This is a genomic window from Clostridium sp. DMHC 10 (assembly GCF_001270375.1).
Classification (GTDB): Bacteria; Bacillota; Clostridia; order Clostridiales; family Clostridiaceae; genus Clostridium_S; species Clostridium_S guangxiense.
Genome location: NZ_LGVB01000014.1, coordinates 1 through 13,054, shown reverse-complemented (window position 1 = coordinate 13,054; position 13,054 = coordinate 1). Strand labels below are relative to the sequence as shown.

The 13,054-nt window shown below is 31.1% G+C and carries 10 protein-coding genes and 1 pseudogene; 7 read left to right on the top strand and 4 right to left on the bottom strand.

Annotation, left to right across the window (positions count from 1 at the left end; genetic code table 11):
• Positions 1–59: 59 nt before the first annotated feature.
• From AGR56_RS01890 to AGR56_RS01880, 3 genes are all read right to left on the bottom strand, one after another.
• A complete protein-coding gene (locus AGR56_RS01890; RefSeq protein ID WP_053240921.1) occupies positions 60–788 on the bottom strand; it encodes a gamma-glutamyl-gamma-aminobutyrate hydrolase family protein in 729 nt (242 codons plus the stop codon).
• Positions 789–903: 115 nt separating this feature from the next.
• Positions 904–2,280, bottom strand: coding sequence for an amino acid permease (locus AGR56_RS01885; protein WP_053240920.1), 1,377 nt, complete (start codon positions 2,278–2,280; stop codon positions 904–906).
• 211 nt (positions 2,281–2,491) lie between these two features.
• Positions 2,492–3,766, bottom strand: coding sequence for a cation:dicarboxylase symporter family transporter (locus tag AGR56_RS01880; protein WP_053240919.1), 1,275 nt, complete (start codon positions 3,764–3,766; stop codon positions 2,492–2,494).
• A 296-nt stretch (positions 3,767–4,062) separates the two neighbouring features.
• Here AGR56_RS01880 and AGR56_RS01875 point away from each other — a divergent pair, with 296 nt between their 5' ends.
• Both AGR56_RS01875 and AGR56_RS01870 read left to right on the top strand, forming a co-directional pair.
• Positions 4,063–5,334 (top strand): sensor histidine kinase, encoded by a 1,272-nt coding sequence (locus tag AGR56_RS01875; protein WP_053240918.1) that lies wholly within the window; start codon positions 4,063–4,065, stop codon positions 5,332–5,334.
• A gap of 3 nt (positions 5,335–5,337) precedes the next feature.
• Entirely contained in the window at positions 5,338–6,258 is a 921-nt protein-coding gene (locus AGR56_RS01870) for a response regulator (protein WP_053240917.1), read from the top strand.
• Between the two features lie 62 nt (positions 6,259–6,320).
• Here AGR56_RS01870 and AGR56_RS01865 read toward each other — a convergent pair.
• Positions 6,321–7,530, bottom strand: a pseudogene (locus tag AGR56_RS01865) (glycosyltransferase family 39 protein).
• A gap of 260 nt (positions 7,531–7,790) precedes the next feature.
• Between AGR56_RS01865 and sufC the strand changes: the two are divergent.
• From sufC to sufU, 5 genes are read left to right on the top strand one after another with little or no spacing between them, the layout of a single operon-like run.
• Complete coding sequence (gene sufC / locus AGR56_RS01860; RefSeq protein WP_053240916.1) at positions 7,791–8,537, top strand: Fe-S cluster assembly ATPase SufC; 747 nt, start codon at positions 7,791–7,793, stop codon at positions 8,535–8,537.
• A gap of 12 nt (positions 8,538–8,549) precedes the next feature.
• On the top strand, positions 8,550–9,956 hold the full coding sequence (gene sufB / locus AGR56_RS01855; protein ID WP_053240915.1) for a Fe-S cluster assembly protein SufB: 1,407 nt from the start codon (positions 8,550–8,552) through the stop codon (positions 9,954–9,956).
• 14 nt (positions 9,957–9,970) lie between these two features.
• Complete coding sequence (gene sufD / locus AGR56_RS01850; protein ID WP_053240914.1) at positions 9,971–11,062, top strand: Fe-S cluster assembly protein SufD; 1,092 nt, start codon at positions 9,971–9,973, stop codon at positions 11,060–11,062.
• On the top strand, positions 11,055–12,278 hold the full coding sequence (locus AGR56_RS01845) for a cysteine desulfurase (protein ID WP_053240913.1): 1,224 nt from the start codon (positions 11,055–11,057) through the stop codon (positions 12,276–12,278). The genes sufD and AGR56_RS01845 overlap by 8 nt, the downstream gene beginning before the upstream one ends.
• A complete protein-coding gene (sufU, locus tag AGR56_RS01840; RefSeq protein ID WP_053240912.1) occupies positions 12,268–12,708 on the top strand; it encodes a Fe-S cluster assembly sulfur transfer protein SufU in 441 nt (146 codons plus the stop codon). The genes AGR56_RS01845 and sufU overlap by 11 nt, the downstream gene beginning before the upstream one ends.
• Positions 12,709–13,054: the final 346 nt, after the last annotated feature.

Sequence of the window (13,054 nt, the reverse complement as noted above, 5' to 3'; positions counted from 1 at the left end):
GTGACAAATGGCAAGTTTCAGTAGTGGACGGAAGAAAAACATCCTAAGCTTGACAATCATCACTTTCCTGATTCTTCTACTAATTTTCTAAATATCTTTACCATATTTTCATCGCCAGCTGCTGTCATCATTTCAGGATGCCATTGTATCCCCATTACAAAAGCTTCTCCATCTTTTTCTATTGCTTCAACAACTCCATCCTTTGAAGAAGCACCTACAATAAAACCATCAGCGACATTTTTAATAGCTTGATGATGAAAACTATTTGTAACTACATCTCCTTTAAAAATGTCATATAACTTAGTTCCCTTTTCAATACAAACTGAATGTCCTATGCTTCCTGGCTGCGACTCTTGTGTATGTTTTATATAAGCTCCTTCGATAAGCGACATATCCTGATAAAGAGTCCCTCCAAAAGCTACATTTAATATTTGATTTCCTCTGCATATTCCAAGCATAGGTTTTTCTAGTTCATATGCTACTTTAACTGCGCATATATCAAATTTATCTCTTTTGGTATATATAAAACCAAGTTTTTCATGCGGCTCATCCCCATAGCATAAAGGGTTTACATCATATCCGCCTGAAATTATTACTCCATCTACATTTTTTATTTGTTCACGAATTAATTCCTCATCTTCAATTACAGGAATAACAACAGGAATTCCACCTGCTTTTACTACAGATACTATGTAATCATTATTTACATAAGCTCTTTCATAACCAGGAAACATTCCTCCTTGATCAATTTGTATGCTTCCCAGTATACCTATTAATGGTTTTCTCATATGTTTAGCCCCCTTGTTACATGCATATTAAAAATACATGTAATCTTTACTCTCTACTCTTTACTCTTTTTTATATTCTAATAAAATTATATCATACGAATTATTAAATTATCAATTACTTTGCTTTCATCTTACTATTCTTGTATCCGTAAAATGCATAAATTAAAATGCCAATCAAAAGCCAGATAGCAAATCTAATCCATGTAACTACAGGAAGATGATATATTAAATACCCGCAAAAAAATATAGTGATAATTGGTGTGTACGGAACACCTGGACACCTGAATTTTCTTTCAACCTCCGGCATCTTCTTTCTCAAAACTATAACGCCAAGAGAAACAAGTGCAAAAGCAAATAAAGTTCCTATATTACATAATTCCATTATCATGTTTAAAGGAAGTACTCCAGCAATTATAGCTGTTAAAATACCAGTTAAAATAGTACATAATCCCGGAGTTCTATGCTTTTTATTTACCTTAGCAAAAACATTAGGCAAAAGTCCATCTCTGGACATAACCATAAATATTCTAATTTGTCCATATAGTGTTACAAGAAGTGTAGAAATCATACCAATTACTGCACCAACTCCAACTAAAGCAGACCCCCAAGTTATTCCTATATGTGAAAGAGCCCCTGGAAGTGCATTATCTATGCTAATATCTTTATATGAAATTATGCCCGTTAAAACTAATGAAACACTTATGTACATAATTACTACTGCTATTAAACATATAGTAAGTCCACGAGGCACATCCTTTTCTGGATTTTTAGTTTCCTCAGAAGCCGTGGAAACAGCATCAAAACCTATGAAAGCAAAAAATATAATTGATGCTCCCGACATTATTCCCTTAACGCCAAAAGGCATAAATGGGTGATAATTTGTTACATTTATATGAGTTACACCTAAAATTACAAAAATAATTATTACTACAATTTTAATTCCAACTATTATATCATTTATCTTTGCACTTTCTGATACTCCTATGTATAAAAGCCATGTTACAAGAGCTGTTATTAACACAGCTGGCAAATCTACAATTCCACCAGATACAGGCGCTTTAGTAAGCATACTAGGTAACTTAATTCCATAATCATTTAATATTCCAATCAAAGCTCCTGACCAACCAGAGGCAACTGCCGCAGCTGAAACAAGATATTCAAGAATTAAATCCCATCCTATTATCCATGCAATTATTTCACCAAAAGCAACGTATGAATAAGAATATGTACTTCCTGATACAGGAAACATCGACGCAAGTTCAGAGTATGTAAGTGCACAAAGAGCACTCGTTATAGCTGCTATTATAAATGATATTGTAACTGCTGGTCCTGCAAGCTTTGCCCCTTGTCCGGTAGCCACGAAAATGCCTGTACCAACTACTGACCCTATACCAAGTGCTGCTAAATCAAAGCTTGTAAGTTTTCTTTTTAAAGTACTCTTAGCATAGTCCTGATCAAAATTTTCTACGGTTTTCTTTCTAAATATTTCCACATTATATTCCTCCTAACATAAGTTCATGCCAACTAATAATTATAAGGCACGTTGAATTCTTATACAAGACTTTATTTCAGTAAAGTTAAAAACAAGCTTTATTTTTAAAGAATGTTGATACATTTACTTGAATCAAAGTCTTAATTTACAAAATAAAAAGGAACCATCTCGAATTTAAATCTTCAAGACAATTCCTATCTAAAAAATATAACTAGGCTATTGATTGTATTGATTCTACATATTCTTGGCCTTTTTCACTGTTATATTGTCCTTCCCATCTTGATATTACAATTACAGCAAGCGAATTTCCTATAACATTTACAACTGTTCTTGCCATATCAAGAATACGGTCTATTCCTGCTATAAAAGCAACTCCCTCAACTGGAATTCCAACTGAACCTAAGGTTGCAAGAAGAACTACGAAAGATGTTCCTGGAACTGCTGCCATTCCTTTTGAAGTTACCATAAGCACAATTACAAGGTTTATTTGAGTAATTAATGAAAGATGTACTCCATAAAGTTGAGCTATGAATATGGCTGCAATTGATTGATATAATGCTGAGCCATCCAAATTAAAGGAATATCCAGTTGGCACTACAAAAGAAATTATTCCCTGTGGTGCTCCAAACTTCTCCATTTTCTCCATAACTTTTGGAAGCACAGCTTCTGAGCTTGCAGTAGTATAAGCTAATATAATCTCATCTTTTAATATCCTTATTATTTTTATAACGCTTGTCTTAGCTATAAATTTAGCTATAAATCCAAATACAAGAAACACAAAAATAAACATGGCTCCATAAGTTGTTAAAACTAATTTTCCAAGCGGAACTAACGATTTAACTCCAAACTTAGATATTGTTAAGCCTATAAGCCCGAAAACTCCAATTGGTGCAACCTTCATTATTTGATTTGTCACCCAAAACATTACATTCTCTATGCCTGAGAATACTTCAATAATAACCTTACCCTTTTCCCCAATAGCTGCCGTACCAAGTCCGAACATAACTGAAAAGAATATTACTGGAAGTAACTCTCCATTAGTTAAGGCTTCAAATATATTTGAAGGAACAATATTCACGATTATGTCTAAAGTTCCTTTATGTGAACTTGTTTTCGCTGTATTAACATATGTATCAATGCTTGTCTTTGCTAATTGGTGCATATCAATTCCAGTTCCAGGCTTAACCACATTTGCTATTATAAGTCCTAAAACAATTGCAAAGGTACTTACTATTTCAAAATACAAAAGCGTTTTTGCCCCAATTTTTCCAACCTTCTTTATATCTCCAAGGCTAGAAACTCCAACAACAATTGCAGAAAAAACTATAGGAACTACTATCATTTTTATAAGCCTTAGAAATATATCTCCGAGCGGCTTTAAATAGCTTTGAGCTGTAGCGTTACCATAGAAAACTGCTCCTACAATAATACCCAAAACAAGCCCTAGTACTATCTGAAATGCTAGTCCAAATTTAATTTTTTTCATATTATTAATTTCCTCCTAAATTTATTTATGAAATTTATATATCTCATCATTGCAAATTTAAATTCAAAACACATTTAGTTTTACTTGACTAAATTATAATAATTTAATGCAATTAATCACCTATATGAGAATTATAATAATGCAACTACGTAATCTAACAAAAAACTACAATTATTCTATTGAATTTTTATCAGATAATTATTAGAATATAAAGTCGTACCCTTAATTTAATAATTAAGAAAATTGCATTGAAAATTTCATTTTATTCATATTGACGAATTTTAGGAGTTGATGAATTGAAAAAGAAGTTATACATACTACTAGTTATGATAATTGTAATTCCCTTAGCAGGAGAACTAAAAATATATCCTTTTCACAATACTTACAGAGTTAGTTTTGGAACACCTATATTTTTCTTCTTTTTGCTGTGGGTTAGAAAAATACATCCTTTAATTTCAGGTTTTATAATAGGTATTTGTGTTGTAATTTTTCGTATAATTTTGCATATATCAATGACGGGAAACTTTCAGGTTTACAACAGCTTTATGCTAAACTTTCCTGCATTTTTCTACTATTTCACCTATGCTGGACTTTTTTACCTAATAGGAAGAAAATACTTGAATCACTATCTTTTACTTGGTTTTTTATCTGCACTAATAGAAATTTCTGCAAGTCTCGTTGAAATTTCTATTAGGCATCTATCCTTAAACGATTATATAAATATGAACGTTTTTAGTGAGGTTATAATAATTGCAATCATTAGGAGCTTTTTTGTGCTTGGCTTCTTTTATATAATTAAACTTCACGAAAAGGATCTTGAAGTTGAAAGACAACAAGAGCAAAATAGAAATATGGCCATTTTAATTTCAAGCTTATATGAAGAATCCATCCAGCTAAAAAAATCTCTATTGAATGCAGAACATATCACTAGAAACTGCTATAATCTATATAGAGAATTAAAGAATTCAACTGAAACTATAAACTCAAATACTTTGTCTAAGCAAATTTTAGGTATAGCTGGAGAAGTTCACGAGATAAAAAAGGATAATCAAAGAATATATGCTGGTCTTTCAAAGATGATCTTAAACGGAAATTCAAGCGATTACATGAATTTAAAAGAAATTATAAATATAGTAATTAACACAAATACAAAATACGCTGATTCGCTGTCTAAAACTATTAATTTCATTTTAAATATTGAAGAATTTAATGATTTATTCCATGTATTTATACTTTTATCTATTTTAAACAATCTTGTTTCTAATTCTGTTGAAGCTATTAATAAAAAAGGAATTATTAAAATCTCCATAAAAAAGAAAACTGAATTCATTGAATTTAGGCTTTCTGATAATGGTCCTGGAATACCAGATAAAAAAAAGGAACTTATATTTAAACCTGGTTATACAACAAAATATGATAATACAGGTAAACCTTCAACAGGAATAGGTTTATGTTATGTAAAAGAAATTATAAACAATCTTAATGGCACCCTTGATTTAAAGTCTACAGAAACTGAAACTTCTTTTACAATAAAATTACCTTTAATAAACTTAACAAAGGAGGAGTAACTTATGCGATTTTTTATTGCTGATGATGATGAAGCTATTTGCACAATGCTTACAGAAATTATTGAAGATTATGATCTTGGCAGCATTGTTGGGACTTCCGATAATGGTTCAAATATAGATAAAACTTTGCTTACCCTCAAAAATATAGATATTCTTATAATTGATTTGCTTATGCCTATATGTGACGGTATTGAAACCATACGCAGCTTAGGTTCTAATCTAGATACTAAAATAATTATGCTTTCTCAGGTGGAAGATAAAGACATTATTGCAGAAGCTTATTCTCTTGGTGTTGAATATTATATCACTAAACCAATTAACAGACTTGAGGTTATAAAAATCATTGAAAAAGTAACTGAAAACATAAAACTTCAAAAATCAATATACGACATAAAAAAGACACTTAATATACTTGATTATGATAAGAAAACCTCTAGTGAAAATGATAACATGGATAAAAAAACCATACTAACCTCTGGTAAGTTCCTCCTATCAGAACTCGGTATAATAGGAGAAAATGGAAGCAGTGATTTATTATCCATGCTTAACTATATATATAATTGTGAAAATGCAGAAGGTTCAAAAGATGAATTTCCTGCTTTAAAGGATATATTTACAAACGTAGCTATAAAAAAACTTGACAAAAATGCATCTTCTTCTGATATAACAAAGGAAGTTAAAGCTTCAGAACAAAGAGTTAGAAGAGCTATTTCTCAGTGCCTTACTCATTTAGCTTCCCTTGGTCTTATGGATTATTCTAATGAAAAATTCGAAGAATATTCCTCAAGCTTCTTTGACTTTGCTGAAATCAGAAAAAAGATGCTTGAACTTGAAAACAACACAAAATCCTCTGAATCAAAGGTCAGAATTAACATGAAAAAATTTGTTAAAGTGCTTTATATGGAAGCAAAGAAAAAACTTTAAATATAAAAAATAAGCTACTTTAACTATTGTAACTTAGTTTCAGTAGCTTATTTTTATTGCTTTTAATATTTGGCTTTCTTTTTTAAAAACTTACTCCAACTGCAAAAGAAATATATCATTATAAATACAAATGGAAATGCATATCTTCCTTGACCTTCTGTTATAAAATACACTCCTGTAAACATATAAAAAATAATAAGCGCGTATAAATCAAATCTATCTATTTCATTTTCTTTTCTTTTAATGAGCATTTTTATTACTTTTATACTATAAGCAATAATTGCAATTATTCCAGGTAAAAATATTATGTTCCTCACAAAATTGGTATAAACCATTAATTTATTCTTAAATTCACTACTTAAGTTGGTACCATTGTATGTGAATAATATATCATCGCCTACAAAATAAGTATTAAGAAGTCTTTTACATCCTAAAATAAGAAATTGTTTCGGATGACTTTTTATCCACTTTTTAGCTGCTGCTGAAAGCATTTTATTTTTCTCCGTCATATTTGCCTTTTTGTACTTGGTAGTTAAAACTATTGAATTTTTAACATCTGCTGCCGGCATCCATCTTCCCCATTTATTTTGAGAATTGTTGTTTATGTATAAAACTATACCACCGTTGTTAGCTACAGAAGTAAATTGCCCCATCATCTTAGTATTTCTATAAACAAATGGAGCTATAACAACACAAGATAATATAAGCACTATTAATGAATTTGTAATTGGCTTTAACAATTTTTTATTCTTAATTACTTCAACTAAAAATATAGCAAAGAAAAAAGCAATAAAAAATGGCTTTATCATCGTTTCTACTCCTGCTAAAACTCCTATAAAAACATACTTAAATTTATTATCAGAAAAGTATATATTTGTAATTAAAAGAAGCAGCATAGTAAAAAGTATCTCAACTGCAAGAAGACTATTGTAAAAAATATTAGTGGGGAAAAATATAAAAAGTATAAAAATCACTCTTTTTTTAGTTTCACTTATATTAATTTTCCTAAGTAAACTGTACATTAAAAAGTAACTTATGATAGTAAGAATCAAATTAAAAACTTTTTGCCACAAAAATTGTTTTTCCAAAAATGCTATATATAAGTCCAAGTACTATAGAATAACCTACAGATGTATATGTATCTCCAAAACTTCCACCACCTGCAATTTGTTTTGCCAAAGCATAATAATAGTTGAAATCCGAATAAGGTATTGACTTAACAAGTGCAACCCATAAAACGCATACTGCTGCTGCTATCAGCATTGAAATCATATAAAATCTATTTTCTCTTTTTAATATACTCAAAGTTATCCTCCTAATTGTATAAATTTCCTAATTAAAATATTTATATAAAATTATATCATACTAAATGCTATATGTACCAATTATGTTTTGTCTATGATAATAATTATTGACAACATTCCCTTATAGCTATAAAATATATATAGAAAATCCGAGTTAAATAGTCGGGTATAAATTTAGAACTATAGCAGGCAAATTTTGTTACCTCTATAGAATCGGGAGTGAATTTTATGTTAGAAAAACTTTTGGAAATAAATAGCATACACGCTGAAGCTGATAAAAAAGAAATACTTAAGGGTCTTAACTTGACAGTAAATAAGGGAGAAATTCATGTGATAATGGGACCTAACGGAGCTGGAAAATCCACTCTTATGAATGTAATAATGGGGCATCCTAAATATAAAGTAACAGATGGCTCTATTAGCTTTGAAGGCGATGACATAACTGAACTTAAAACCAATGAAAGAGCAAAAAAAGGAATATTTCTTTCCTTTCAAAACCCTGAAGAAGTTCCAGGAATAACCGTTGAAAGCCTGCTTAGAAGTGCAAGAACTGAAAGCACTGGAAAGCCAATAAAGCTTTTAGCTTTTAGAAGAGAATTAAAAGAAAAAATGGCTCTTTTAGATATGAATGAAAGCTACGCTGAAAGATACCTAAATGTTGGTTTTTCAGGCGGTGAGAAAAAGAAAAATGAAATAATCCAAATGCTAATGCTAAATCCAAAGCTTGCTATACTTGATGAAACTGATTCTGGTCTAGATGTAGACGCAGTTAAAATAGTTTCAAAGGGAATAAGCGAATTTAAAAATGAAAATAATTCTATACTTATTATAACTCACAACAGCAAAATACTTCAGTACCTACAACCTGATTTCGTTCATGTACTTTTAGATGGAAAAATAGTAAAAACAGGAGACGCTTCCTTGATGAATGAAATAAATACTAAAGGTTTTGCTTCATTTAGAGAAATGGTATAAGGAGGCTTACTTATGAGTGATGAAAAAACTTATATAGAAGATCTCGAAAGAGGCGTCTATGATATAAAGAATGAAGATAGATATAGTTATAAAGTAAATAAAGGTTTAACAGAAGATACAATAAAAAAAATATCTAAAGAAAAAAATGAACCTCAGTGGATGCTTGATTTTAGACTTAAATCTCTAGAAACTTACAACAAAACATCAATGCCAACTTGGGGACCATCTTTAGATGAACTTGATATGGATAATATAGTAACTTACGTAAGACCAGATACAGATATGAAAGGAAACTGGAAAGACGTTCCCGACGACATAAAAAATACCTTTGAACAACTTGGAATACCACAGGCTGAAAGAGAATCACTTGCTGGTGTTGGTGCACAATACGATTCAGAGGTTGTATATCACAGTATAAAGGAAGATCTAGTTAAACAAGGCGTAATATATACAGATATGGATTCAGCTATAAAGCAATATGAAGATATAGTTAAAGAGTATTTTATGAAACTTGTCCCACCAAGTGATCATAAGTTCGTAGCTCTTCATGGTGCTGTATGGTCCGGTGGTTCTTTCGTATATGTACCTGCAGGTATTGATGTAGATATACCTCTTCAATCCTATTTCAGGCTTAATTCCCCTGGAGCAGGTCAGTTTGAGCATACTCTTATAATAGTTGAAAAAGGAGCAAAACTTCACTTCATAGAAGGTTGTTCTGCACCAAAGTACAACGTAACAAACCTTCATGCAGGCTGCGTTGAACTTTATGTAAAAGAAGATGCTACTTTAAGATATTCAACTATAGAAAACTGGTCCAGAAACATGCTTAACTTAAATACAAAACGTGCTTTAGTTGAAAAGAATGGAACAATTGAATGGGTATCTGGTTCCTTTGGATCAAAAAAATCAATGCTTTATCCTATGAGTATATTAAAAGGCGAAGGTGCAAAATCTGAATTTACAGGGGTAACCTTTGCGGGTACTGGACAATTTTTAGATACAGGTACAAAAGTAGTTCACGCTGCTCCTTATACTTCATCTACTGTAAATTCAAAATCAATTTCAAAAGGCGATGGTACTGCAATTTACAGAGGTTCAGTTAAGGTTTTACCTAATGCTCATCATTCAAAATCAACTGTTTCCTGTGAATCCTTGATGCTTGATGATATATCACGTTCAGATACTATACCGGCACTTGATATACTAAATGATGAAGTTGATATAGGTCATGAAGCAAAAATAGGAAGAATAAGCGACGACGCGATATTCTACCTAATGTCAAGAGGAATAAGTGAAGAAGAAGCAAGAGCAATGATAGTAAGAGGTTTCGTTGAGCCTATATCTAAAGAACTTCCTCTTGAATACGCTGTTGAAATGAATAATCTTATAAAGCTTGAACTTAATGGAAACATAGGATAGGTGGTGATACAGTTATGAGTAATACTTTAAATAAAATAAATAACATTCCAATGAGAACTTGGAGATGGCTTGGTGTAAACAATATAACTATTGATAGAACCTTACCAGAACCAAAAGAATATAATTTAAGTATAACAGATGAACTTGAAAACAGTGAAGTAAAAGTAAAACTAATGAATAAAAACATTTCGTCAGAATTTGTTCCTTCAAAATATGAAGGTCTAAATGAAGCTTCACTTGAGCAGTGTAAAAATAATTACAATACAGGAGTTTATATTAATTCGGCTATTGATAAAAAAGCATCAAAACCTATTTTTATAAATTACAATGCTGATGAAAAAAATGATTTAATAATAGATAACAATTTAATAATTGGTGAAGAAAATAGCGAAGTAACAGTAGTTATAAATTACAGTTCACAATCTTCTGCTTTTCACAACGGGCTTACTCAGATTTACGCAAAGAAAGGTTCCACTGTAAACTTAATAAAAATACAGGAATTTTCAGATAACAGTATACACCTTGATGCCAATGTAGCGCAGATAGAAGATAATGCTGTTGTAAACTATATAGAAGTAGACTTAGGCAGCTTATTTAGTGTTACAAATTACAAGGCAGACCTAAATGGTTATAAAAGCAAAGGAAACATACATTCAATATACTTAGGTGACAAAGAGAGAATCATAGATATTAACTACCTTATAAATCATTACGGAAAAGAAACAAAAAGTAACATAGAAGCAAGAGGAGCTCTTCTTAATGAAAGTAAAAAAGTATTCAAGGGAACTCTTGACTTTAAAAAAGGCTCTGTTAAATCAAAGGGTCAAGAAGAAGAATACACTGTTCTTTTAAGTCCTCATGTAAAAAATGAATCTGTTCCAATACTTCTTTGTACAGAAGAAGATGTTGATGGTCAGCATGCAGCAAGCGCTGGAAGAATAGATGAAAATAGATTGTTTTATATAATGAGCAGAGGTTTTAGTGAAGCTGAAGCAAAAAAACTTATTATAGAAGCTGCTTTTAACCCTATAATAGATAAAATTCCTTCAGATGAATTAAAAGCTAATATCTCTAACAGTATTAGGAGGAAGCTTGCCGATGAATAAATATATAGAAGATTTTCCAGCATTGAATCAAGAATTCAATGGACATAAGTTTGTATATCTAGATAATGCAGCAACTACTCAAAAGCCTATTTCAGTAATAAATGCTGTTGATGAATATTATAGAAAAAATAATGCTAATCCTCATAGAGGTGCTTATGCTTTAAGTGTAAAAGCAACAGAACTCTATGAAAATGCCAGAGAAGTTGTGAAGGATTTTATAGGAGCAGATAAAAGCAAAGAAATAATATTCGTAAAGAATGTTACCGAAGGTCTTAACCTTATAGCTTATTCTTATGGGCTCACTTTTTTAAATCCTGGAGATGAAATTGTAATTTCAATAGCAGAACATCACTCAAATTTAGTTCCATGGCAGCAAGTAGCTATGGCTAAAGGAGCAGTGCTTAAATATTTATATATAAATGATGAAGGTATAATTCCAAAAGAAGAAATTGAAAGTGTAATAACATCAAAAACAAAAATAGTTTCTGTAACCCAGGTTTCAAATGTACTTGGTACAATAAACCCTGTTAAAAAAGTAATAGAAAAAGCCCACAGCGTCGGAGCTATTGCTATTGTAGACATGGCTCAAAGCATTCCTCATATGAAAGTTAACGTTAAAGATTTGGATGCTGATTTTGCAGCTTTTTCAGGTCATAAAATGCTCGCTCCCATGGGAATAGGTGTAGTATATGGAAAAGAAGCTCTACTTGAAAAAATGCCTCCTTTCCTTTGCGGAGGAGACATGATAGAATACGTATGGGAACAAGAAACTACCTTTGCTGAAGTTCCTCACAAATTCGAAGCTGGTACTCAAAATGTTGGTGGCGCAGTTGGACTCACAGCAGCCATCGAATATATAAATAAAGTTGGTATTGATACCATAGAAGCTATAGAAAAAGAGTTAACTAGCTATGCTCTTGAAAATTTAAGTGAAATACCTCATGTTACAATTTACGGAACAAAAGATATCACTAAAAAAGCAGGAGTAATATCATTTAATATAGATGATGTTCATCCACATGATGTTGCTACAATACTAGACTCATATGGAATAGGTATTAGAACAGGCCATCACTGTGCGAATCCTCTTATGAGATACATGGGAGTAAATGCAACCTGCAGAGCAAGCTTTTATCTTTACAATACCAAAGAAGACATTGATGCCTTAGCTTACGGATTAAAAAATACAAGGAAGTGGTTAGGCTATGGATCTTAATTCCATATATACTGAAATAATAACAGAACACAATGCTTCAAAGCATAACAAACATGAACTTGAAGGTGCAAATATAGTTGAAAATGGTCATAATCCAAGCTGTGGAGATGAAATTACCCTTCAGTTGAAAATAAAAGATAACATAATTGAAGATGCCTCATTTACTGGCATTGGATGTGCTATTTCTCAAGCTTCCACTTCAATAATGATTGACCTTATAAAGGGTAAAACTGTTGAAGAAGCAAAAGAACTTGCTCATACTTTTATTGGAATGATCAAAAGAGAAATAACAGATGACAAAGAACTTGAAGTACTTGAAGATGCTTTAGCCTTTAAAAATGTTTCAAACATGCCTGCCCGTGTAAAATGTGCAGTACTTGCATGGCACACACTTGATGAAGCAACGACAAGCAGCAATAGTGATAATTAACAAGTTAAAGGATTTAAATCCTTTAACTTAAAATGGGACCGTCTCACTAAAAAATTGCGAAGCAATCATAATAGTGAAGGGTTTTAACGAGCAACGTGAAGTTAAAACCCTTCATTTTAATTAGTTCGCAATTTTTATATTTAGTGCAACAGCCCCATTTTTCAAACATAAAATACTAAGTATTATTCCTATAAACATAACTATATGATAGCAGTTTTTATTTTATTTAAAATCTTACTCACCTAATCTCTCCTTATATATTTTTCACAAGTTAATTAAAAGTAAAATTATCTATTTTTAGCCTTCTTCTACAATAAGCCTAACTGCTGAAAGTTTAAATCATTTA

Coding starts and splice junctions, on each gene's coding strand:
- AGR56_RS01890 (WP_053240921.1), bottom strand. CDS start 788: ATGAGAAAACCATTAATAGGTATACTGGGAAGCATACAAATTGATCAA.
- AGR56_RS01880 (WP_053240919.1), bottom strand. CDS start 3,766: ATGAAAAAAATTAAATTTGGACTAGCATTTCAGATAGTACTAGGGCTT.
- AGR56_RS01870 (WP_053240917.1), top strand. CDS start 5,338: ATGCGATTTTTTATTGCTGATGATGATGAAGCTATTTGCACAATGCTT.
- sufC (WP_053240916.1), top strand. CDS start 7,791: ATGTTAGAAAAACTTTTGGAAATAAATAGCATACACGCTGAAGCTGAT.
- sufB (WP_053240915.1), top strand. CDS start 8,550: ATGAGTGATGAAAAAACTTATATAGAAGATCTCGAAAGAGGCGTCTAT.
- sufD (WP_053240914.1), top strand. CDS start 9,971: ATGAGTAATACTTTAAATAAAATAAATAACATTCCAATGAGAACTTGG.
- AGR56_RS01845 (WP_053240913.1), top strand. CDS start 11,055: ATGAATAAATATATAGAAGATTTTCCAGCATTGAATCAAGAATTCAAT.
- sufU (WP_053240912.1), top strand. CDS start 12,268: ATGGATCTTAATTCCATATATACTGAAATAATAACAGAACACAATGCT.